This is a genomic window from Psychroserpens sp. SPM9 (assembly GCF_025153525.1).
Lineage (GTDB): Bacteria > Bacteroidota > Bacteroidia > Flavobacteriales > Flavobacteriaceae > Psychroserpens.
Genome location: NZ_JANZNR010000001.1, coordinates 704,617 through 727,218, shown reverse-complemented (window position 1 = coordinate 727,218; position 22,602 = coordinate 704,617). Strand labels below are relative to the sequence as shown.

The window sequence follows — 22,602 nt, the reverse complement described above, 5'->3', positions numbered from 1 at the left end:
TACATTAAATGAATTTAATGAGGCTTAAAAATTTAAAATTAGGTACTTAAGACAGCGTTTAATGTTGATGTAATTTTAGCTGAATACGTTTTCTTGGTACATCAACATCTAAGACTTTAACAATAATTTGCTGGTGTAAATGCACATGCTCGTTAACATCTTTGACAAAACTATCAGATAAATTAGAAACGTGAATTAGACCACTTTCTTTAATTCCTATATCAACAAAACATCCAAAAGCGGTGATATTATTGACAATTCCAGGTAATAATTGCCCAGTTCTTAAATCGGTTATGGTTTTAATATGTTGATTAAAAGTAAATACTTTGGCTTGTTCCCGAATGTCTAAGCCAGGTTTTTCAAGTTCTTTAACGATATCTTTAAGCGTTAATAATCCAACGGTTTCGGTACAATATTTTTTCAAATCGATCTTTTGAAGTAAGGCCTTATGACCTATTAATTCTGAAAGCGAAACAGCCTCATCTTTGGCCATTTTTTTAACTATAGTATAGCTTTCCGGATGAACTGCCGAATCATCTAACGGATTATCACCTTCTTTAATTCTTAAAAATCCAGCGCCTTGCTCAAAGGCTTTTTCACCTAATCGAGGGACTTTTTTAATGCTGGTCCTATTGGTGAAAGCACCATTTTCACTACGATACGTTACAATGTTTTTAGCTAATTTAGGACCAATTCCGGAAACGTAACTCAGTAAACTCTCACTGGCAGTATTGATATTAACACCCACCGAATTCACACAGTTTTCGACCACAACATCCAATTCCTTTTTTAGCTTGTTTTGGTCAACATCGTGCTGGTATTGTCCAACACCAATAGACTTGGCATCAATTTTTACCAATTCGGCTAAGGGATCTTGTAAGCGTCTTCCAATAGACACCGAGCCTCTTACGGTAACATCATAATTAGGAAACTCCTCACGAGCAATTTTTGATGCCGAATAAATACTAGCTCCAGCTTCACTTACCACAAAAACCTGAATATCATTTTTAAATCTTATGTTTCTAATCAAAGCTTCGGTTTCACGCGAGGCTGTACCATTTCCAATAGCAATAGCTTCAATATGATGGGCTTCAGTTAGAAAACTAATTTTTTTCATCGCTCCTTTTTGATCATTTTTGGGTGGATGCGGGTAGATAGTTTCGTTATGCTTTAAATCGCCTTTTTCATCCAAGCAAACCACTTTGCAGCCAGTTCTAAATCCGGGATCAATCGCCAAAACCCGCTTTTCTCCTAAAGGAGAACCAAGTAGTAATTGTTTTAAGTTTTTGGCAAAAATTGAAATGGCAGCTTCATCAGCTTTATCTTTTGCTTTTTGTAGTGCTTCGTTACTTAATGAAGGTAATAGAAGACGTTTATAGGCATCAGATATAGCAAGCTCTATTTGATCGGCACAAGCATTTTGACTCCTAATGATTTTTTGGGCTATACGATCGCGAGCACGTGAGTCATCAATCTCGATTTTTACACGAATAAAACCTTCATTTTCTGCTCTTAAAATAGCTAATAATCTGTGAGATGGAATACGGCTTAAAGCTTCTTCCCAATCGAAATAATCTTTAAATTTCTGAGCATTTTCATCGGCTTTTTTAGCGTTCACAACTTGAGTAGAAATCATGGCATGACGCTCTAACTGATGTCTGAGATTCGTTCTAATATCAGATCGTTCGTTAATCCATTCGGCAATAATATGACGGGCGCCTTCAAATGCTTCTTCTACCGAAGCGACTACACCTTTTACATAGCGATATGCTATAGATTCCAGATCATTGGCATTTTGACTCATGATGATTTTTGCCAAAGGTTCTAATCCGTTTTTACGGGCAGTTTCAGCTTTAGTTTTTCTGCTTTTTTTATACGGAAGGTAGAGGTCTTCAAGTGTTGTGCTTTCTGTACATGCTTTAACTTTAGCTTCTAATTCTGAAGTTAAAACACCTTGCTCTTCGAGTGTTTTTAAGATGCTTAGTTTTCGTTTTTCTATAGTTTCAAATTGTTCTTTGTACTTAACAATTTGACCAATTTGTACTTCATCCAGATTGCCAGTAGCTTCCTTTCTATAACGCGAAATAAACGGAATTGTACAATCTTGATTGAGTAGGTTAACAGTTTGTTTTACTGAAGATTCGGGTAGTTTGGTTTGGGAAACGATATAGGCTATCATAGGACAATTTTGAAAACTTGAAAGTAATAAAAAACCTCGCAGTATTTAAACGACGAGGTTGATTACTAGATGTTATAAGATTATTTGACCGCTTCAAAAACAGCATAAGGTGCCATTTTAGCTTTGTTGAGAGTCAATTTGGTTCCGTTGAGCGCATAATTATCTGCTTTTTCTAGAATTTCTAAAAAAGGTGTTTCAACAGACATATCCGGACAAGCTTTACGTGTTGCTGCTATTTTTAACAATGTGATTCTGGAACCTTCGTTTAATTGATAAGTTCCATTAAAATTATTACAACTCGCATTACCATAAACCTTATGATCTTTAGAAGATAAGGTGATATAAGCATCTTTATCACTCACATCTTTACCCATTAAGGTAACCAATTTCCATTTGGTATCTTCTAAAGCCGTTTCAGTTTTTGGAGTTGTAGCCTCAGAACTTGTGGTGTTTTCTTTTTTTGCAGTATCACAACTGGTGATAAGTATAAGTATTGCAAAAACGTTTAGTGTTAATAATTTCATAGTGTTTGTTTTTAGTTGGTTTTACAAATTCAAGAATCAGGCCAATTAGCTTATCTGCAAGCCACTATTAACCGTCGTATCCGGATTTACAAATACCAACTTGCCTTCAGGCGTTTCGGTCATTAAAATCATACCTTCACTTTCAACACCTCGTAAGGCTCTTGGTGCTAAGTTGACCAGAACGGTAACTTGTTTGCCAATCACTTCTTCTGGCGTAAAACTTTCAGCAATCCCAGACACAATGGTTCTAATATCAATTCCGGTATCAACTTTTAGAATTAATAGTTTTTTTGTTTTTGGCATTTTTTCGGCTTCAAGAATGGTCCCAACGCGTATATCCAGTTTGGTGAAATCATCAAACGTTATCAGGTCTTTTTGAGGTTCGACGGCTTTGTTTGCCGCTTCATTAGCTTTTTTGCTGGCTTCCAGTTTGTCTAGTTGTTCTTGAATGGTTTTATCTTCAATTTTTGAAAATAATAATTCGCCTTTTCCAATTTGGTGACCTGACGGAATTAAGACGTCTTTTGTTGAAATACTAGACCAAGAATTATCAGAAGTATTTAAAATTCCTTTTAATTTTTCTGAAGTAAATGGTAAAAACGGTTCGCATAATGTTGCTAAAGCACTGGCAATTTGTAAGGCAATATTCATGATGGTTTTGGTACGAGCTTCGTCTGTTTTTACAAGTTTCCAAGGCTCTTCATCGGCTAGATATTTGTTGCCTAAACGTGCTAAATTCATTAATTCCTGACTCGCTTCTCTAAAGCGGTAGCGTTCAATAGAACTTTCAATGACAGCCGGATACGCTTTTACAGCAGCTAATGTTTCGGTGTCTACTTTGGTATATTCTGAAGCTTCCGGAACTATTCCATCGTAATATTTATTGGTAAGCACCACAACGCGATTGATAAAGTTTCCGAAGATGGCTACTAATTCATTATTATTTCTCGCCTGAAAATCTTTCCAGGTAAAGTCGTTATCCTTACTTTCGGGAGCATTAGCCGTCAATGCATACCGCAATACGTCCTGCTGATTTGGAAAATCCTCTAAATAATCAGGTAACCAGACTGCCCAGTTTTTGGAGGTCGATAATTTGTTGCCTTCTAAGTTTAAAAATTCATTGGCAGGAACATTGTCTGGCAAGATATACGAGCCTTCGGCTTTTAACATGGAAGGGAAAATAATGCAGTGAAATACAATATTATCTTTACCAATAAAGTGAACCAATTTGGTGTCTTGGTCTTTCCAGTAAGGTTCCCAGTCTTTACCTTCTTTTTCAGCCCATTCTTTAGTTGCCGATATGTAACCAATAGGCGCATCAAACCATACGTAAAGCACTTTACCTTCGCCACCAGGGATTGGCACCGGAATTCCCCAATCTAAATCGCGGGTCACAGCTCGCGGTCGTAAACCGTCATCAATCCACGATTTTACTTGTCCGTAAACATTAGGCTTCCAGTCTTTTTTATGGCCTTTTAAAATCCATTCTTTTAAGAAATCTTCATGCTTATTTAAAGGTAAAAACCAGTGCTTGGTTTCTTTTAAGGTTGGGACATTGCCAGTGATGGCCGATTTCGGATTGATAAGATCGGTAGCATTTAAACTCGACCCACAGTTTTCACATTGATCACCATAAGCCTCTTCGTTTCCACATTTTGGGCAAGTTCCAGTAACAAATCTGTCGGCTAAAAATTGATTAGCTTCTTCGTCGTAGAGTTGCTCAGTAACTTCTTCAACAAATTCATGCTTATCGTATAATGTTTTAAAAAACGCTGATGCTGTATCATGATGGATTTTTGCCGATGTACGTGAGTAGTTGTCAAAGGTAATCCCAAAATCTTCAAAAGATTTTTTAATAATCGCATGATATTTATCGACAATATCCTGAGGCGAAACGCCTTCTTTTTTAGCTTTAATTGTAATAGGCACGCCATGTTCGTCACTTCCGCACATGAAAGCGACATCATTTCCCGTTAATCTTTTATAGCGTGCATAAATATCTGCAGGGACATAAACACCAGCTAAATGACCAATATGAATTGGTCCATTAGTATAAGGTAAGGCCGCAGTAATTGTATATCGTTTAGGCGTATTCATAGCGTTTTGATTGTGTCATGTCGATCTTAGTCGAAAAGTCTTAAACAAGAATTTTCACTTTATTTTTAATGACAATGGATTCATTTAAATTGGGACAAAAGTACGCATTTTGCAAAGGATTTTGAAACGCAGTATTTACAAATTTTAGGGATTTATTTTATGAGAAAAAATGTACATTTACAGTATGTCGAAAATTCATTATTTTTTAGCCTTGATTTGCTTCTCTTTTTTCTTCGGAACTGTAAAAGCACAAGATAAGTCTATTCAAAAACAACAAGCCGTTTTGATTCAACCACCATACCTTAAAGCTGGAGATACTGTTGCTATTGTTGCAACTTCTGGAATTCTTAAAAACAGAGATGAAGAAGTAGAACGTGCTGTAAAACTATTAGATAGTTTTGGCTTACATGCGGTTATTGGAAAGCATGTGTTTAAACAGGCTAACCATTTTGCAGGTACAGATGACGAGCGTTGTGAAGATTTTCAAAATGCATTAGACGATCCTACTATTAGTGCCATTTGGTGTGCTAGAGGTGGTTACGGAGCGGTTAGAATCTTAGATAAATTAGATTATACTAAATTCAGAAAACATCCCAAGTGGTTGATTGGGTATAGTGATATTACCGCTTTACATAGCCAGTTGCATAACGAAGGGTTTCAGTCCATTCATGCTTTAATGGGTGTGAGTTTAACCGAAGATTTAGAAGACATCAAAGCCACCGTAGAAACCTTTAGATCGACCATTTTTGGAATGCCAGTGAATTATACTTTAAAAGGATCTTCTTATAATAGAATTGGCGAGGCTAGCGGACCATTAGTAGGGGGAAACCTGACGATGTTACACACTATGTTAGGTTCTAAAACAAGTATAAATACTTCTGGAAAAATTTTATTTATTGAAGAAATTGGCGAGTATAAATATCATATTGACCGTATGTTGCAAAGTATGAAGCGCGCTGGTTATTTTGATAATTGTGCAGGTGTTTTAGTTGGTGATATGAGTAAATTGAGAAAAAATACAACACTTTGGGGCACTTCAGTTGAGCAATTGATTTTAGATGCTTTATCAGATTATGATTTCCCTATTGCGTTTAACATGCCAGCAGGACATGAAAAAGATAATCGCGCTATGGTTTTAGGGAAAACCGTGACATTAACTGTTAAAAAAGAAAATACAACTCTTGTTTTTGAACACTAATTATGGCATTTTACGATTTGTCTAAATCTGAACGAGACGCTCTTGTTGTACACATAAATACAAACATTACTAACAACTTAAGTCAAGGGCAAACAAATTATATTACTACCTATTTTTCAGATGAAGACACCTATATTCGGAAAGCAGGTTATTTAGCCATCGGTAAAATCTTTTATTCGCAAACACATTTACAGGCAAATATTCTTTCCGTATTAACAACACTGATGTTATCTGATGATGAATTGATACGTCAAACCGTTGTGAATGCTGCTGGTGAGATTGGTAAGTTTCATTTTGATAAGGTGCAGTACTTTATGGATATCGGACTTTTTGATGCTCATCATCGTGTTAGAAATGCAGTGATTGGTTCAATTAAAAAAATGGGAGAGAAAAACCCTGTTCCTGTTCTGGCCTGGTGCAAAACCTATTTAAATCATCCTGATAAAGAAATTAGACGAGAGATTTGTCATGGGATTGAACTTCGAGGACGTACACATCCGCAGGATATTTTGCCGTTGCTAAAGGAATTGGAATTTGACGAAACACGTCGCGTTTCAGATACATTGGTACATGTGCTTGGGCAGATTGCCTACAAAAACGGATGTTTAAAAACAGTTGTCGCACATCTTAATACCTGGGAAAATAAAGCGCTTGTAGAAAAGGCTTTAGATGAGATTGTAGATGTACATCATCGCTATAAAAAATTTGCGGTTTACTCTCAAGATGAAGCAATTGCGTATATTGACAAACATTATAAAGCGTAGACTGTTATTATACGCTGACAACCAATCACGTAAATTTTGGCAAATCACAACGAATTAGGAAAAAAAGGTGAGGACTTGGCAGTTGATTTTCTGCTAAAAAACGGTTATGAGATTCTTACTCGTAATTATGTGTATCAAAAAGCCGAAGTCGATATCATAGCTCAAAAAGGAAACATACTCGCAATTGTAGAAGTAAAAACCAGAACGAGTGCTGATTTTGGCGACCCGCAACAATTTCTAAAACCCAAACAAATTCAGCGAATCATTAAGGCTGTAGATTATTATGTTACTTCAAACGCCATGGATGTTGAAGTCCGTTTTGATATCATCGCTATAGTATGGAATAAAAAGGAAAAGTCGTTAGAGCACTTTGAAAATGCTTACTATCATTTTTGATAATTGTCCTTCAGAATACAATGAAGAATCCGTATTCTTAAAACAATATGGATACACAACTCAGTATAAACGTTTTAAGCTTATACAAAAACTTACCTGTAAAAATGCATTTCATCTACATATTCCCAAACATGTTCTGGTAGCATAGGGCGAACATTTTTACCGTCTTTAATTGAGTTACGGATGAATGTAGAAGACAATTCCATTATAGGTGCTTGTACATGATGAATCTTAGGATGCTTGTCAAACTGAGTATCTGTAAGGCCTTCAGAAATTCTTGGATACACATAAATATGGTGATGTTCTAAAATGAGCTCGTAGTTTTTCCATTTGTGAAAACTCTTCAAATTATCTTCTCCCATAATCAAAGAAAATGTATGCTGAGGATATTTTTCCTGAAGGTAAGTTAAAGTATTTATGGTGTAATTGGGCTGCGGCAAGTTAAATTCTATATCGCTTGGTTCGAGTTTGATATAATCTTTGGTGGCGCGATACACCATTTCATAACGTTGACGATTATCTAGTAATGAACTTTTCTTTTTAAAAGGGCTGTGTGGTGTCACAACAAACCAGATTTTGTCTAAATCACTGTATTCGGCTAAGTGATTTGCAATCGTTAAATGACCAACATGAATGGGATTAAACGTCCCAAAATAGAGTCCGATTTTCATAATCTATTGTTTAATAAAATCTGAAACCAACGTATAGGCTTGATCTAATGCTTTATCTAAATCTTTATTGAGCACAATTTTATCAAATAAAGGCGCTGTAGCGAGTTCGGCAGGTGCTTTGGCAACACGCATGCTGATTTTATCTTCACTTTCTTCACCACGTTCTTTAAGTCTTATAATAAGTTCGTTAAGGTCTGGTGGTTTTACAAAAATAGCAATGGTTTCTTCCGGAAATTTCTTTTTAATTCTAAGTCCGCCCGACACATCAATATCAAAAATCACATGTTTACCCTTTCCCCAGATACGTTCGATTTCCGTTTTTAGTGTGCCGTAAAAATTATCGCGATACACTTCTTCCCATTCTAAAAACTCATCATTTTTTATTCGGTTTTTAAAATCTTTGATGTCTAGAAAATAATAATCTTTTCCGTGAATTTCATTGCCACGTTTTTCTCTGGATGTTGCTGAAATTGAAAACTCTAAATTGAGTTCTTCTTGTTTTAGCAAATGCCTTACAATCGTTGTTTTTCCCGAACCTGAAGGGGCTGAAAATACAATTAATTTACCTCTCTTTTTGTTTTTTATTTCTGACACAAGTATGGTTTATAGTTCGTTTATATTAAAGCACGTTCAATAACTGTTCCTTAATTTTTTCGAGTTCATCTTTCATTTGAACCACCAGCTTTTGCATAGGTGCATAATTTGATTTTGAACCTATAGTATTGATTTCCCGTCCCATTTCCTGAGAAATAAAACCGAGTTTTTTTCCGTTAGAATCATCAGATTTTAAAGCCTTTTGGAAGTAATCCAAGTGGTTTTTTAAACGCACTTTTTCTTCGGTGATGTCAAATTTTTCGATATAATAGACGAGTTCTTGTTCAAAACGGTTTTCGTCAACTTTCTCTTTAATTTCGGCAATGCCTTTTGATAAACGTTCACGAACGCCTTCAATACGATCAGGATCCATAGCGATGACCTCATCGAGTAATTTTGAAATATTGGTTGCCCGGTTGATGAAATCGGTTTCCAAACTTTTACCTTCATCTAATCGGTACTTTTGAATCTTTTCTAAGCTATTGTCTATAGCTTCAGCAATCTGTTTCCACTCATCTTCATCAATGTCGTCACGCTCGGTAGTTACAGCATCAGGTAGACGAATCGCCATTTTTAATAATTCGGTGGCATCACCATCAACAACCTCTTTGAGTTGCTTCATGTATTGGGTCACAACCGTTTTGTTTATTTGTGTTGAAGTTTCTTCACCTGTAATTTCCATGTACAAAGAGAAATCTACTTTACCTCGCACCAATTTTGAAGCGATGAGTTTCCTAATGCTTAATTCTTTTTCACGATACATGGAAGGCATACGTGTGTTGAGGTCAAGGTTTTTACTATTTAGTGATTTGACTTCAATTGAAATTTTTTTAGTTGGTAGCTGTATAACAGATTTACCATAACCAGTCATTGATTGTATCATGAACGAATTTTAAAAGTTGAGCAAAGGTAAGGAAAATCATAAAGTTATGAATCATAGTAAGACATTATCAAAAAACCATAACTTTGCAGCCTTAAAAAATTATTGAGATGTATAAAAAAGATTTTGAAATACGCTGGAGCGATATTGATGCTAATGGTCATTTGGCCAATTCGGCATATACTAATTTTATGAGTCATACCAGAATGGGGTTTTTTATAGATTACGGATTTTCTATGGAAACACTTTCTAAATTTGGTGTTGGTCCGGTTGTATTTTATGAACATACCTATTATTACAAAGAATCATTTATAGGAAAACCTATTACTGTAAGTTTAGAATTATCTGGATTAAGTGAGGATGGGATGTTCTTTAAATTTGAGCATAATTTTTATAATGACCAAGGGGAACACTTAGCATCTAGTGATATGTTGGGCGCCTGGATTGATTTAAAAACCCGAAAACTAACCACTTTACCTGAGGCGCTATTAAAGTTATCTGAGGCATTTCCTAGAACTAAAAACTTTAAAAGACTAACTAAAGCAGATACGAGAATAGAAGGAAAAGTCCCTAAAAATTTAAGCTGATACTTTGGGTTTTTTAGACACCAGATAAACGCCTGAGAAAATAAGTAACATCGCAATAATTTTTATCGGACTTACAGCATCAACTCCCATTACGATAGCAAATACACCAGCGATTACAGGTTGAAGGTAAATAAAGACACCAACTGTGGAAGCTTTGAGTGATCTTAAAGCTAGCGGATTTAAAACATAGGTTGCAAATGTTGCTCCAATAACTACAAAGGCTACCGAAAACCAAACATAAGGTGTGAAGGTATGCCATTGAATTTCTGAAGCTTCAGTATATCCAAAAGGAATCACCATAAAGAGCCCAAACAAAAACAGCCACTTGATAAATGTAAACGGATGGTATTTTGCCGTTAATTTTTTAATAATTATGATGTAAATACTATAGGAAATTGCATTGATAAAAATAAAGAGGTTTCCTAAGGGAACATTATCTCCTATACGAGTAGATTTCCCTAATACGGTGAGTAGAATTCCACCACAAAACCCAAGAAAGACCCCTAAAATTTTAAGTTTTGTGACTTTTTCGGCTAAGAAGAAAGACGATAAAACTAAAATGATGATTGGTGTTGTTGTAACAATCACCGAAGCGTGAATAGGTGAGGTGAGTTCTAATCCTTTTAAAAAAAGTAGCATGTTTATGGCAACTCCAAACACAGCGCCAAGAAAGAAGGTAAAATAATCTTTTTTGTCAATCTTTTCGGCTTTAAAAAAGAATCCAAAAATCCAGAATAATAGTGTTGCACCACCAACACGACAAAGGGTTAATCCGAATGTTTTAATGAACCCTTCATTGATAATGAATTTTGCAAAGGTATAGTTCAAACCATATAGCAGCTGAACCAGTGACAATGCGATAATTGCAAATTTTCTGCTATTCATTAGAATGTATAAAAGTCTTAGCTGCGTCTACTGTTTTGGCACTGTTACCAATAAAAATGTGATCATTATAAACCAAAACAGGTCGGCTTAAAAATGTATAGTGCTCTAAAATGTAATGTTTGAAATCTTTTTCGGTTAGTGTTTGATTTTTCAGATCCATTTCTTTGTAAAGCTTTGCCCTTTTACTAAACAAGGCTTCATAACTTCCTGCTAATTTGGCGAGTTCTTCTAATTGCTTAACCGTTATTTCTTCAGTTTTTATATCCTGAAATATGACATCATCGGGTAAGTCTAAAGCTTTAATAATTCTTACACAAGTACTACATGTTTTTAGGTGGTAAACTTTTTTCATGATATGGTTTTGCAAATCTTGAAATAGGTCAAGACGATGTTTTATTATTTCGCTGGTTACAAAGTAAACTGATTTCAGAAGAAAATTAGTTACTTTTATCGAAAATTTAAGCGCTTATGGATTATTATGCAATAGCATCGATTTTAATCGTAATGTCTGCACTTTTTGGGTATATTAATGTAAGGTTTCTAAAACTTCCAATTACCATTGGTTTGATGCTCATTACTATTGTGTTTACTATTATAGTTGTAGCTATCGGGCAATTTGATGATACCTTGTTATTACGAGAAAAAGCACTTATATCACAAATAGATTTTAAAACGGTCTTGCTTGATATTATGTTAAGTTTTTTGCTTTTTGCTGGTGCTTTGCATACCAATTTTAATCAGCTTAAAATTCAACGATGGCCAGTTTTAGTCTTTGCAACTTTAGGCGTGCTGGTTTCGACATTTTTAGTAGGAACCTTAACCTTCTATTTGTTACAACTTTTATCGCTTGATGTTTCGTTTATTTACTGTCTGTTATTTGGAGCATTGATTTCGCCAACCGATCCAATAGCTGTTTTAGGCATCTTAAAAAAAGCCGGAGCTCCTAAGAAACTGGAAACAAAAATTGTGGGTGAATCTTTATTTAATGATGGCGTTGGCGTTGTGGTATTCCTAACCATTTTTGCAATTGCTGCTAAACCTGATGAAGCCATTGCTTTTAGTGAAATTGCTAAACTATTTGGGCAAGAAGTATTAGGAGGAATAGGTTTAGGGCTTGTTTTGGGTTATATCACTTATAAATTGCTAAAGTCTATCGATGATTATGAGGTTGAAGTTATTATCACCATTGCCACAGTAATGGGTGGAAGTCTGCTGGCACACCACTGGCACTTATCTGCACCTTTAGCCATGGTTACTGCCGGATTGATCGTAGGAAATGATACGGTTCGGAAAAATTCAATGTCTCATGTTACTGAAATGTATGTCGACAAATTTTGGGAATTAGTAGATGTATTGCTTAACACGATTTTATTTGTCATGATCGGAATGGAAATGCTGGTGCTAACCTTTAGTCTGGACTATATTTTAGCCGGTTTAATTGCGGTGCCACTAGTATTGTTGAGTCGTTATGTGTCTTTATGGCTGCCGATCAAGTTCTTTGATAAAAAATTACAATTTGTAAAACATACCAATTTAATAATGACTTGGGGTGGATTACGCGGTGGTATTTCAATAGCATTGGCTTTGAGTTTAACACAAGATATGCATCGTGAGTTGTTTTTAGTAATGACTTACATCATCGTCGTTTTCTCCATTATTGGTCAAGGGCTCACTGTTGAACCTGTGATCAAACGTTTAACAAAGGATGCCGATTAGTAGATGTTTAAAAAGGAATTCAAGTCTTCAAAAGGAATTGTAAATTCTAAGATGCCTTGAGCATAAGAAGCAATTTCATAAGGATTGTATAAAATGATAACACCTTCATCGCTAAAACCTATAGTTTCTGGTAGCTGAAAATCCTTTCCGAAGAATTCATCTGTCATCGATGCTTCAGAATTTTTATTTATTTCATCCTTTAGTTTTTGCTCTACCACTTCAGAAAAGCCTTTAATATTTCCGATAAGATCTTTAGTCTGGTATAATTTTCCAGTCTGCGGATTAAAATTAAAAAACCGAACATTCGTATTCCCATGAGCGCCTCCCGTATCCAGATACGAGTTTATCGCAATACAAATAAGCTCTGGTGATCGATGGGTTACTTCGCCATCAATAAAAGCCTCCCATTTTTGAGAGGTATCGGGGAAATCATTTTTGAAACTATTATAGTCATAGTTAAATTTTGCTATGGCATCAGGAATGGTTAAATCTGACGCTGTACTTTCTCCTAAATTAGTTTGATTTACAATGTAAGTTTCAAGTGTTGTATTGATTTTACGGGCAATCTCTTCAGTGCCTTCAGCTTTAGGAAAATTCATCGATATATCAGCATGTTCCGAAGTTTCGATGTGGGTTTCAGAAAACTCAATCTTAGTTTCTTTATTACAAGAAATCAAGGTGATTAATACGACTAAAAGGGCATAGGTTTTTTTCAAACTGTTGGGCATTTTGTTAAACAAACAATAAAGGTATTACTTAGATTTGAATACAACGAATTAAACCTTAAATTTGTTGCTTACCATATGAAATTGAAATTTAGAAGGTTGATTTACGACTGATGACTTTTCAGATAAAATAGATAGAAACGAATGAAATTCAACACAAAAACAATACACGGAGGGCAACAACATGATCCAGCTTACGGAAGTGTTATGCCGCCCATTTATCAAACATCAACTTATGCACAATCTACACCTGGAGGTCATAAGGGTTACGAGTATTCTCGAACTCACAATCCTACTAGGAACGCTTTAGAAAATGCTTTTGCCAGTATAGAAAATGGAAATCATGGTTTAGCATTTGGTTCGGGATTAGCTGCGATTGATGCTGTAATTAAATTATTACAACCTGGAGATGAAGTTATTTCAACCAATGATTTATATGGCGGAACTTACAGATTGTTTACCAGCGTCTTTAAAAAATTTGGGATTAAATTCCATTTCATTGGAATGGAAAATGCTTCAAATATAGAAAGCTATATCAATGAACATACAAAATTAATATGGGTTGAAACACCAACCAACCCTATGATGAATATTATTGACGTTAAAGCTACAGCCGAAATTGCAAAAAAACATAAGGTGCTTTTAGCAGTAGATAATACCTTTGCGACTCCTTACCTGCAACAACCTTTAGACTTAGGAGCCGATATTGTGATGCATTCTGCTACAAAATATTTAGGCGGACATAGTGATCTGGTCATGGGTGCTTTAATCGTTAAAGATAAAGACCTGGCAGATCGTTTGTATTTTATTCAAAATGCTAGTGGCGCAGTTTGTGGTCCTCAGGATAGTTTTTTAGCCTTGCGAGGAATTAAAACCTTACACATTAGAATGCAGCGTCATTGTGAGAATGGAAAAGCGGTTGCTGAATATTTAGCCAATCATCCAAAAATTGAAAAGGTCTATTGGCCTGGGTTTGAAAGTCATCCAAATCATAATATTGCTAAAGCTCAAATGAATGATTTTGGTGGGATGGTTTCGTTTACAACCAAAGGGAATAATTACGAAGAAGCTATTAAGATTGTTGAAAACCTTAAGGTATTTACCTTAGCCGAATCTTTAGGAGGTGTTGAGTCTTTAGCAGGTCATCCTGCAAGTATGACACATGCGAGCATCCCGAAAGAAGAGCGCGAAAAAACAGGTGTTGTCGATTCACTTATTAGATTAAGTGTTGGTATTGAAGATGAAGAAGATCTTATAGCCGATTTAAAACAAGCTATTGGTTAACGAATAGCTTAGAGTTCATACAAAAAAAGACCAAGTTTTTACTTGGTCTTTTTTTATGATATGTTTATGATGTTTAGTCTAAGTAATAGATATAACCAAAATTTAACCAAACCAGCCAGTCGTTAGCTTTATTTGATGGTAGATTATGATCTAAGCCATCAATTCTATTGTTAAAATAATATTGCCATCTTAAATCAAGCATTAAATCGGAAAGCACCGTTAATTTATAGCGCGTACCAACACTACCAACCATAGACCAGGTGGTTCCACTTTCATTAAATAAAAACGGATCTTCATTGGTATTTGGATCTGCAGCATTTACCCAACCAGAAAAAAAGTTATCCATATTTTGGATATTACCATCACCATAAGTGGTTTCAACTTTAGGATTGTAGGCTGTAAAATGGACGCCTAAACTTACAAATGGTGCAAACGAATAGCTAAAAGACTGAAACGACCGAATACTCTTAGGGAAAAATTCAATTTGAGTTCCAATATCAAAATTTTGAGCAATCCCAGAATGGCGTCGTAAACGCTCAGCATTAATACTCGTTCTTGAAGCATCAACCCATTTACCAAAATGGTTTAATTTGGTCTTGTTCCAGGAAATTTCATTACGCAATTTGAAATGGTCGTTAAAAAATGTATCCGTAGAGTAACAGTTACAATCTGCCCGATAAGCAAAATTGATATAGTGTACGATACCAATTCCTATACCAGTGTTTCCTGCATTGGTTTCAAAATCTCTTCGAACACCAAAGTCAGACTGAAATGCAACTGGACCAGCAATGACACCAATTTCATGAGAAAAACCAAGTTGCGAATAACATTCGTTTATACCGAGTATGAAAACGAATATAAATGTTAATTGTTTAAAATTAAGCGTCATAGGTCTTATTTTACTGAGGGCTTGTTTATTAACAAATATATAAAAACTAGACTAACTACCAAATAATTAGACGAAATGTAAATATATCCGAACAACGACATAATATTAATTTAATATTTTGTTAAAGTATGACTGAGAATATCAAAAAAAAAGAGCATACATTTTAAAGATAATGTATCTTTGTGCTGTAAAAATCAACATACATTATTAATACTTTAATAAATGAAAGATAAAATTGAAGATTTTCTGAAACTTGTAAAAGATAAAAACAGTCATGAAACTGAATTTTTACAAGCTGTACACGAAGTTGCAGAAACTGTGATTCCTTTTATTGAGGAGAATCCAAAGTACCAGGGTAAAATGCTTTTAGAGCGTATGGTTGAGCCTGAGCGTACCATTATTTTTAGAGTGCCTTGGATTGATGATCAAGGAAATACACAGGTAAATCGCGGATTTAGAGTTGAGTTTAACTCTGCTATCGGCCCTTATAAAGGTGGTTTGCGTTTTCATCCTTCTGTAAACTTGAGTATACTTAAGTTTTTAGGTTTTGAACAAGTGTTTAAAAACTCCTTAACAACATTGCCAATGGGTGGTGGTAAAGGTGGATCTGATTTTAACCCTAAGGGAAAAAGTGATACCGAAGTGATGCATTTTTGTCAGTCATTTATGACCGAGTTATATAGACATATTGGCCCAAATACCGATGTTCCTGCAGGAGATATTGGTGTTGGTGCTCGTGAAATTGGTTATATGTTTGGCCAATACAAAAGACTTCAAAATGAATTTACTGGTGTCTTAACCGGAAAAGGAATTTCTTATGGAGGATCTTTAATTAGACCCGAAGCAACGGGCTATGGTTGTGTTTATTTTGCTAAAAATATGTTAGCAACTAATGGTGATTCGTTTGAAGGAAAAACAGTAGTGATTTCTGGATCTGGAAACGTCGCACAATACGCTTGTGAAAAAGCAACTCAATTAGGAGCTAAAGTGGTTACAATGTCAGATTCTGGCGGATATATACACGATTCTGAAGGTATTGATGCCGATAAATTGGCATTTATTATGAATCTTAAAAATGTGAAACGTGGTAGAATAAGTGAATATGTTAACCAATATAGTTCTGCTACCTATCACGCTGGTGAGCGTCCATGGTCTGTAAATTGTGATATCGCATTGCCATGTGCAACTCAAAACGAATTAAACGGTGACGAAGCTAAGCAACTTATCAGTAATAATGTGATTGCGGTTGCTGAAGGAGCCAACATGCCAACAACACCAGAAGCCATAGAAGCTTTTCAAAATGCTAAAGTGTTATTTTCTCCAGGAAAAGCATCTAATGCTGGAGGTGTAGCTACTTCTGGATTAGAAATGAGCCAGAATTCACTCAGATTAAGTTGGACCAGAGCAGAAGTTGATGAAAAACTAAACAGAATTATGGATGATATCCACGAATCTTGTGTGACTTATGGAACGAGACCTGATGGATATGTAGATTATGTAAAAGGTGCTAATGTTGCTGGATTTGTAAAAATAGCAGATGCCATGCTAGCCCAAGGTGTCGTATAATACATCTCAAAAATAATAGAGAAAAGAGCTTTCAGGTAATACTGAAAGCTTTTTTTATTGCGATACCTTATATGATATTGAGGAAAAAGTCGTTAGATATAAATATATTTGGTAAAAAATATTTGATATGTTAAAAAGAATACTTGTTGTCCTTTTAATTTTAGTTTCGTTTAAAGGGGTTTCTCAAGATTTCTCAACACTTTGGGAAGGCTATTTTTCATATTTTGAAATTAGAGATATTACTAGAAGTGAAGATAAAATTTATGCAGCTTCAGAAAATGCAATTTTTAGTTATGATGTGTTTTCAAATGAAATAGAAACCATTACAACCATAAATGGGTTGTCTGGAGAATCTATAGCCACCATACGATATAGTGAAGATTTTGATTTATTAATTGTTGGTTATGAAACAGGGCTTATAGAAATTATTTTTGATGGCGAATCCGAAATATTATCAGTTGTAGATATACTAGAAAAAGAAACGATTTCTCCTGCCTTGAAAAAAATTAATCACCTTTATGAATATGAAGGGTTACTTTATATTTCAACAGATTATGGGATATCGGTTTATGATCTCACCAATTTACAGTTTGGGGACTCCTATTTTATTGGTAATGGCGGTAGCCAGATTACCGTGAACCAAACCGCCATATTTAATGGCAATATATACGCAGCTTGTGGGTCCAATAACGGGATAAAAAAAGCAGCGTTATCTAATCCTAATTTAATTGATTTTCAACAGTGGACCACCATAAGTAATGGTAATTATACTGCTATAACAAATGTAGGCGCTAAACTTTATGTACTTCAGCTTAATAAAGTAATACATGAGATTATTAACGACAATTTAAATGCTTTATTTACTTATGGCAATTTACCATCAGATGTCAGAGCTGTTGATGGCAATTTAATAGTGACGCTATCTGAAAATGTTTTTGTGTATTCGGAAAATTTTGTACCAATTCAAAATGCCTCTACCAACGAAGACTTTGATACTAATTTTACCTGTGCTACGCTTTTAGAAAATAATATGTACATAGGCACACATAACACAGGTGTGTTAAAAACCATTCCAGATAACGCTTTAGAGTATGACGTGATATTGCCAGAAGGCCCTTCTAGTAATGCTGCTTTTAAGATTCAGGCAGGGGACGATCAATTATGGGTCACCTATGGCGAATATGATGTGTTTCTTAATTCATTCCCGTTGCATAGCCGAGGTATCAGTGTGCTAAAAGATGAGCACTGGAATAATATCCCTTTCGATAGTTTACTTACCGCTAGAAACCTTTGTGATATTGCTATAAATCCCTTTAATCCAAGTCAGGTATTTATCAGTTCTTTTAAGGATGGTATTTTAGAATTAAATAATGAAGTTGCCGATGTTTTATATAACCAAGATAACAGCGGTCTGGAATCTTTAGTGATCCCTGGTGCTCCAAATTTTATAGGCATTCGGCAAGGACCTCTCAAGTTTGACAGTAATGGCCTTATCTGGACAGCTACTTCTAAGGTTGATCGCGCCCTTAAATCATTTGATCCAGCTACAAATCAATGGCAAGGATATAGCTTTTCTGATATAATTTCTGATGCATTAAATGATGAAAATGGGTTTATTGATTTAGAGATTGGTTCTGGAGGTATGAAATGGCTAACGAGCCTTGAACATGGATTAATTGGTTATAATACAGACACTGGTGCAATTAATTTTGTGGCTTCTGAAGCACAAAACATGCCATCTGATAACGTTAGATCCATTGCATTAGATAGTCGTAATCAACTTTGGATTGGTACCATAAGAGGATTAAGAGTGCTTTTTAATACCTCTGGCTTTATAGATGATCCAGATCCAAGTGTGAACGAAATAGTAATTCTTGAAAATGGTATTCCTACCGAACTCTTATCAAATCAATACATCACCGACATCAAAGTTGATGGTTCAGATAATAAATGGGTTGGAACTTTAGATTCTGGAGTCTTTTATTTTTCTCCAGACGGACAAGAAACTATTTTTCAATTTACCAAAGATAACTCGCCGCTCCCTTCTAATGCTATTAGCGATATTTCTATTGATCCCCAATCTGGTAAAGTCTACATTGCAACCACCAAAGGCTTAGTGGCATTTTTATCTGGAGGTTCTAAACCTAAAGAAACCTTAGAGGAAGCTTATGTCTATCCAAATCCGGTACGACCAGAATATAATATTTTGGGGTTTGATGATTTGAATGACATAAACAATGGTGTAAAAATTTCGGGATTAACCGAAAATGTGAATGTGAAAATAACAGACATCGAAGGCAACCTAGTTGCAGAGGCGCAGTCTCGAGTAAATCAGCGTATATCTAAAGCCAACTATAATTTTGCTATTGATGGCGGGACAGGTATTTGGAATGGAAAAAATCTAAGAGGTAATATCGTAGCTTCTGGCGTCTATTTGTTTCATATTTCAGATTTAGATTCTTTTGAAACCAAAGTTTTAAAACTGCTCATAGTACGTTAATTTCACCCTATGCTTATCAAAACCAAAGTGATTGTTCTCTCTAAACTCAAATACAGAGATAATGATCTTATTGTTAAGTGTTTTACACTTCACCGAGGTGTGGTTAGTTATATACTCAGAGGTGTTTTAAGCAGTAAAAAAGGGGCTTCTAAAGCGGCATATTATCAATTATTATCGCAACTTCAAATTGAAGAGAACTTCAGAAAAAATCAATCGCTACAAACAATCAAAGAGGTTCGGATAGATTTCAGTTTTACAAGTCTACATACCAATATCTATAAGAGTTCTATTGTTATGTTTTTAGCCGAAGTCTTATCAACTGTATTACGAGAGGAAGAAGAAAATCAGCAATTGTACCACTACTTAGAAACGGCGTTTAGATGGCTCGATGCCGAAGATGAATTTTCTAATTTTCACCTTCTGTTCTTATTGAATTTAACCAAACATCTCGGCTTCTATCCGGATGTGTCAGACATGAATCACAATTATTTTAATTTGAATACCGGTTTTTTTGAAACCAAAAAGCAAGATGTTTACAGCGTTTCTGGAGAAAATTTAACGACGCTAAAACAGCTTTTAGGCACAAATTTTGATACTCTTAATGAGGTGAAATTAAATTCAAAACAAAGACAAGCGTTTCTAACGATGCTTTTGTTATATTTTGAATTACATTTGGGCAGTTTTAGAAAACCAAAATCCTTGCAGGTTTTTAATCAGGTATTTAATTAAGATTTATGAAGTTTACGCTTTCAGTTGTATTTATCTTTTCTTTTTTATTCAGCAATTCTCAAACGGTAACAGTTTTAGAAGAGGGAACCAAAGCCCCTATTTCTGGTGTCGCTATTTATAACTTTAAAAAGGATAAATCGGTCATTACCGATTTAGATGGAAAAGCTTCTATCAAACAATTTACGCAAGAAGAAGTCATTTACTTTCAAAATATTCTTTACAAAAAGAAAGCCATTAAAATCAAACAGTTAGGTGTTGATTTTATCGTGTATCTCACACCGCGAATTGAAGACCTCAATCAAATTATTATCTCAGCCTCAAAATTTGAACAGAGCAAACGAGATATCTCTCAAACTATTGTGAATATTAGCGCTAGTGATATTCAGTTTGAAAATCCGCAAACCAGTGCCGATTTACTAGAGAGTACAGGAAATGTCTACATCCAAAAAAGCCAATTAGGTGGAGGAAGCCCAATGATTAGAGGGTTTTCTACCAATAGATTACTAATCACAGTTGATGGTGTGCGAATGAACAATGCCATTTTTAGAGGTGGTAATTTACAAAATGTGATTTCTATAGATCCATTTACCATTCAAAATACCGAAATTACCTTAGGTGCAGGTTCGGTTGTTTACGGAAGTGATGCCATTGGTGGTGTGATGAGTTTTTATACTCAAAAACCGCAATTGTCCTACAAAGATTCACTTTACTTTAATGCTAATGCAAGCCTAAGATATGCCACTGCCAATAAGGAAAAAACAGGTCATTTAGATTTTAATTTTGGCTTAAAAAAATGGGCATTTTTAAGCAGTTTAAGTTATACTGATTTTGATGATTTACGTATGGGGAAACATGGTCCAGATGACTATTTAAGGCCAGAATATGTAGAAACCATCAATGGTGAAGATGTGATTGTTCAAAATGAAAATCCGCTTATACAAAAGCCAACAGGTTATGACCAGATTAATGTTTTGCAAAAAGTACGCTATGAACCTAAAGAGAATTTAAGCTTCGATTTAGGCTTGTTTTATTCTAGCACATCAGATTACTCTCGTTATGACCGATTAATACGATACAGAGGTGATCATTTGCGTTCTGCAGAGTGGAATTATGGTCCGCAACGTTGGTTTATGAGCAATTTGCAGGTTACTAAATTGAGTAGTAATTCCAATTTATATGATAAAATTCAAGCTACAGCGGCTTACCAGAATTTTCAGGAAAGTAGAATGGACAGAGATTTTCAATCTGAAGAACGATCAATAAGAGAAGAATCAGTTGATGCCTATTCACTTAATATCGATTTGGAAAAAGACGTAAGCACAAAAAGTAAACTTTTCTACGGATTAGAATATGTTTACAATCAGGTTAATTCTACAGGAAGTGTCTATAATATTGCGTCTAATACTTCAAACGCTACGGTAACCAGATATCCCGATGGCTCCAACTGGCAGTCTATTGCAGCTTATGCCAGCTTTAAATATAAACCAAATCCAAAGTTTGTGTTTCAATCAGGATTGCGTTACAATCATGTTTTGGCTAATGCCGATTTTAAAGAAAATAATGAGTATTTAAACTTGCCTTTCGATTCGGCAAAACTAGATGCAGGCGCTTTAACAGGAACCGCTGGAATAAGTTGGATGCCTAATGACATCATGCAGTGGAAACTCAATGCATCTACAGCATTTAGAGCACCAAATATTGATGATATTGGAAAGGTTTTTGACTCAGAACCGGGTTCGGTGGTTGTACCTAATCAAGATTTAAAACCTGAATATGCTTATGGTGGCGAATTGGGTTTAAGGCTCAATTTTAATGATCTGGTGATTGTTGATATGGCGACTTATTATACGTTTTTAGATAATGCTTTAATCCGAAGAGATTTTACCCTTAACGGCGAATCTCAAATTGAGTATGATGGTGAACTAAGTAATGTACAAGCCATTCAAAATGCATCAAAAGCATGGATTTATGGTTTTGAAGCTGGAGTAAAAATTAATTTCACCAAACACTTTAAATTTAAGTCTCAATACAATATTATTGGTGGTACCGAAGATGATAACGGTATTGAAATTCCGGTAAGACATATTGCGCCTAGTTTTGGAAATACACATTTTGTATGGCAAAATGAAAGATTTCAAGTGGATGCTTTTGCCGAATACAATAACGAATTATCTTTTAATCAATTAGCGCCTTCAGAACAGGCTAAAGATTATATTTATGCTTTAGATGGCAATGGTAATCCCTATGCACCTTCCTGGTATACTTTTAACTTAAGAACGAAGTATAAAATTTCTGAAGCAACAACATTAATAGCGTCTTTAGAAAATATTACAGACCAAAGGTATCAAACCTATTCTTCTGGAATTGCTGCTCCAGGCCGCAACCTTATTCTCTCACTTCAGTACAGTATAAAATAAC

At 35.1% G+C, this 22,602-nt stretch carries 20 protein-coding genes; 10 read left to right on the top strand and 10 right to left on the bottom strand.

What is annotated here, in order from left to right; translation table 11 throughout:
* Positions 1 to 58: 58 nt before the first annotated feature.
* The 3 genes from N4270_RS03155 to metG all read right to left on the bottom strand — a co-directional run bounded on the left by N4270_RS03155 (position 59) and on the right by metG (position 4,800).
* On the bottom strand, positions 59 to 2,179 hold the full coding sequence (locus N4270_RS03155; RefSeq protein ID WP_260095348.1) for a Tex family protein: 2,121 nt from the start codon (positions 2,177 to 2,179) through the stop codon (positions 59 to 61).
* Between the two features lie 80 nt (positions 2,180 to 2,259).
* Positions 2,260 to 2,703, bottom strand: coding sequence for an META domain-containing protein (locus tag N4270_RS03150; protein WP_260095347.1), 444 nt, complete (start codon positions 2,701 to 2,703; stop codon positions 2,260 to 2,262).
* Between the two features lie 45 nt (positions 2,704 to 2,748).
* Complete coding sequence (metG, locus tag N4270_RS03145) at positions 2,749 to 4,800, bottom strand: methionine--tRNA ligase (RefSeq protein WP_260095346.1); 2,052 nt, start codon at positions 4,798 to 4,800, stop codon at positions 2,749 to 2,751.
* A 184-nt stretch (positions 4,801 to 4,984) separates the two neighbouring features.
* On the opposite strand from metG, the gene N4270_RS03140 reads away from it, so the two are divergent.
* From N4270_RS03140 to N4270_RS03130, 3 genes are read left to right on the top strand one after another with little or no spacing between them, the layout of a single operon-like run.
* The gene (locus N4270_RS03140; RefSeq protein ID WP_260095345.1) at positions 4,985 to 5,998 is read left to right on the top strand and encodes an LD-carboxypeptidase; all 1,014 of its coding nucleotides are present in this window, start codon (positions 4,985 to 4,987) and stop codon (positions 5,996 to 5,998) included.
* Positions 5,999 to 6,000: 2 nt separating this feature from the next.
* Positions 6,001 to 6,762, top strand: coding sequence for a HEAT repeat domain-containing protein (locus tag N4270_RS03135; protein ID WP_260095344.1), 762 nt, complete (start codon positions 6,001 to 6,003; stop codon positions 6,760 to 6,762).
* A 36-nt stretch (positions 6,763 to 6,798) separates the two neighbouring features.
* Positions 6,799 to 7,158 (top strand): YraN family protein, encoded by a 360-nt coding sequence (locus N4270_RS03130; protein ID WP_260095343.1) that lies wholly within the window; start codon positions 6,799 to 6,801, stop codon positions 7,156 to 7,158.
* 92 nt (positions 7,159 to 7,250) lie between these two features.
* On the opposite strand, the gene nadD is transcribed toward N4270_RS03130, so the two are convergent.
* From nadD to N4270_RS03115, 3 genes are read right to left on the bottom strand one after another with little or no spacing between them, the layout of a single operon-like run.
* Entirely contained in the window at positions 7,251 to 7,829 is a 579-nt protein-coding gene (nadD, locus tag N4270_RS03125) for a nicotinate (nicotinamide) nucleotide adenylyltransferase (protein ID WP_260095341.1), read from the bottom strand.
* 3 nt (positions 7,830 to 7,832) lie between these two features.
* The gene (gmk, locus tag N4270_RS03120) at positions 7,833 to 8,423 is read right to left on the bottom strand and encodes a guanylate kinase (RefSeq protein ID WP_260095340.1); all 591 of its coding nucleotides are present in this window, start codon (positions 8,421 to 8,423) and stop codon (positions 7,833 to 7,835) included.
* A gap of 25 nt (positions 8,424 to 8,448) precedes the next feature.
* Positions 8,449 to 9,306, bottom strand: a complete 858-nt coding sequence (locus N4270_RS03115; protein ID WP_260095339.1) for a YicC/YloC family endoribonuclease — start codon at positions 9,304 to 9,306, stop codon at positions 8,449 to 8,451.
* A gap of 107 nt (positions 9,307 to 9,413) precedes the next feature.
* Here N4270_RS03115 and N4270_RS03110 point away from each other — a divergent pair, with 107 nt between their 5' ends.
* Positions 9,414 to 9,890 carry a thioesterase family protein gene (locus tag N4270_RS03110; protein ID WP_260095338.1) on the top strand — a complete coding sequence of 159 codons (477 nt, stop codon included), beginning with the start codon at positions 9,414 to 9,416 and terminating at the stop codon, positions 9,888 to 9,890.
* Here the strand turns inward: N4270_RS03110 and N4270_RS03105 are convergent.
* Together N4270_RS03105 and N4270_RS03100 are read right to left on the bottom strand one after the other, a co-directional pair.
* Entirely contained in the window at positions 9,882 to 10,775 is an 894-nt protein-coding gene (locus N4270_RS03105; RefSeq protein ID WP_260095337.1) for a DMT family transporter, read from the bottom strand. The two genes, N4270_RS03110 and N4270_RS03105, sit on opposite strands and share 9 nt — an antisense overlap.
* On the bottom strand, positions 10,768 to 11,127 hold the full coding sequence (locus N4270_RS03100) for an arsenate reductase family protein (protein WP_260095336.1): 360 nt from the start codon (positions 11,125 to 11,127) through the stop codon (positions 10,768 to 10,770). Before N4270_RS03100 ends, N4270_RS03105 begins: the two co-directional genes overlap by 8 nt.
* Positions 11,128 to 11,243: 116 nt before the next feature.
* Here N4270_RS03100 and N4270_RS03095 point away from each other — a divergent pair, with 116 nt between their 5' ends.
* Entirely contained in the window at positions 11,244 to 12,491 is a 1,248-nt protein-coding gene (locus N4270_RS03095) for a sodium:proton antiporter (RefSeq protein ID WP_260095335.1), read from the top strand.
* On the opposite strand, the gene N4270_RS03090 is transcribed toward N4270_RS03095, so the two are convergent.
* A complete protein-coding gene (locus N4270_RS03090; RefSeq protein ID WP_260095334.1) occupies positions 12,488 to 13,207 on the bottom strand; it encodes a DUF3298 and DUF4163 domain-containing protein in 720 nt (239 codons plus the stop codon). The two genes, N4270_RS03095 and N4270_RS03090, sit on opposite strands and share 4 nt — an antisense overlap.
* Positions 13,208 to 13,360: 153 nt before the next feature.
* Between N4270_RS03090 and N4270_RS03085 the strand changes: the two genes are divergently transcribed.
* The gene (locus N4270_RS03085; protein ID WP_260095332.1) at positions 13,361 to 14,500 is read left to right on the top strand and encodes a cystathionine gamma-synthase; all 1,140 of its coding nucleotides are present in this window, start codon (positions 13,361 to 13,363) and stop codon (positions 14,498 to 14,500) included.
* 73 nt (positions 14,501 to 14,573) lie between these two features.
* Here N4270_RS03085 and N4270_RS03080 read toward each other — a convergent pair whose 3' ends face one another.
* Entirely contained in the window at positions 14,574 to 15,389 is an 816-nt protein-coding gene (locus tag N4270_RS03080; RefSeq protein ID WP_260095331.1) for a glutamate dehydrogenase, read from the bottom strand.
* 222 nt (positions 15,390 to 15,611) lie between these two features.
* Between N4270_RS03080 and gdhA the strand changes: the two genes are divergently transcribed.
* From gdhA to N4270_RS03060, 4 genes are all read left to right on the top strand, one after another.
* Positions 15,612 to 16,955, top strand: a complete 1,344-nt coding sequence (gene gdhA, locus N4270_RS03075) for an NADP-specific glutamate dehydrogenase (protein WP_260095330.1) — start codon at positions 15,612 to 15,614, stop codon at positions 16,953 to 16,955.
* 127 nt (positions 16,956 to 17,082) lie between these two features.
* Entirely contained in the window at positions 17,083 to 19,455 is a 2,373-nt protein-coding gene (locus N4270_RS03070; protein ID WP_260095329.1) for a two-component regulator propeller domain-containing protein, read from the top strand.
* A 9-nt stretch (positions 19,456 to 19,464) separates the two neighbouring features.
* Positions 19,465 to 20,184, top strand: coding sequence for a DNA repair protein RecO (gene recO, locus N4270_RS03065; protein ID WP_260095328.1), 720 nt, complete (start codon positions 19,465 to 19,467; stop codon positions 20,182 to 20,184).
* A 5-nt stretch (positions 20,185 to 20,189) separates the two neighbouring features.
* Positions 20,190 to 22,601, top strand: coding sequence for a TonB-dependent siderophore receptor (locus tag N4270_RS03060; RefSeq protein ID WP_260095327.1), 2,412 nt, complete (start codon positions 20,190 to 20,192; stop codon positions 22,599 to 22,601).
* The last annotated feature ends 1 nt before the right edge of the window (position 22,602 follow it).

Bases quoted from the DNA above. Each gene is read 5' to 3' on its own strand.
- N4270_RS03155 (WP_260095348.1), bottom strand. From the start codon at position 2,179: ATGATAGCCTATATCGTTTCCCAAACCAAACTACCCGAATCTTCAGTA.
- N4270_RS03150 (WP_260095347.1), bottom strand. From the start codon at position 2,703: ATGAAATTATTAACACTAAACGTTTTTGCAATACTTATACTTATCACC.
- metG (WP_260095346.1), bottom strand. From the start codon at position 4,800: ATGAATACGCCTAAACGATATACAATTACTGCGGCCTTACCTTATACT.
- N4270_RS03140 (WP_260095345.1), top strand. From the start codon at position 4,985: ATGTCGAAAATTCATTATTTTTTAGCCTTGATTTGCTTCTCTTTTTTC.
- N4270_RS03135 (WP_260095344.1), top strand. From the start codon at position 6,001: ATGGCATTTTACGATTTGTCTAAATCTGAACGAGACGCTCTTGTTGTA.
- nadD (WP_260095341.1), bottom strand. From the start codon at position 7,829: ATGAAAATCGGACTCTATTTTGGGACGTTTAATCCCATTCATGTTGGT.
- N4270_RS03115 (WP_260095339.1), bottom strand. From the start codon at position 9,306: ATGATACAATCAATGACTGGTTATGGTAAATCTGTTATACAGCTACCA.
- N4270_RS03110 (WP_260095338.1), top strand. From the start codon at position 9,414: ATGTATAAAAAAGATTTTGAAATACGCTGGAGCGATATTGATGCTAAT.
- N4270_RS03105 (WP_260095337.1), bottom strand. From the start codon at position 10,775: ATGAATAGCAGAAAATTTGCAATTATCGCATTGTCACTGGTTCAGCTG.
- N4270_RS03100 (WP_260095336.1), bottom strand. From the start codon at position 11,127: ATGAAAAAAGTTTACCACCTAAAAACATGTAGTACTTGTGTAAGAATT.
- N4270_RS03095 (WP_260095335.1), top strand. From the start codon at position 11,244: ATGGATTATTATGCAATAGCATCGATTTTAATCGTAATGTCTGCACTT.
- N4270_RS03085 (WP_260095332.1), top strand. From the start codon at position 13,361: ATGAAATTCAACACAAAAACAATACACGGAGGGCAACAACATGATCCA.
- N4270_RS03080 (WP_260095331.1), bottom strand. From the start codon at position 15,389: ATGACGCTTAATTTTAAACAATTAACATTTATATTCGTTTTCATACTC.
- gdhA (WP_260095330.1), top strand. From the start codon at position 15,612: ATGAAAGATAAAATTGAAGATTTTCTGAAACTTGTAAAAGATAAAAAC.
- N4270_RS03070 (WP_260095329.1), top strand. From the start codon at position 17,083: ATGTTAAAAAGAATACTTGTTGTCCTTTTAATTTTAGTTTCGTTTAAA.
- recO (WP_260095328.1), top strand. From the start codon at position 19,465: ATGCTTATCAAAACCAAAGTGATTGTTCTCTCTAAACTCAAATACAGA.
- N4270_RS03060 (WP_260095327.1), top strand. From the start codon at position 20,190: ATGAAGTTTACGCTTTCAGTTGTATTTATCTTTTCTTTTTTATTCAGC.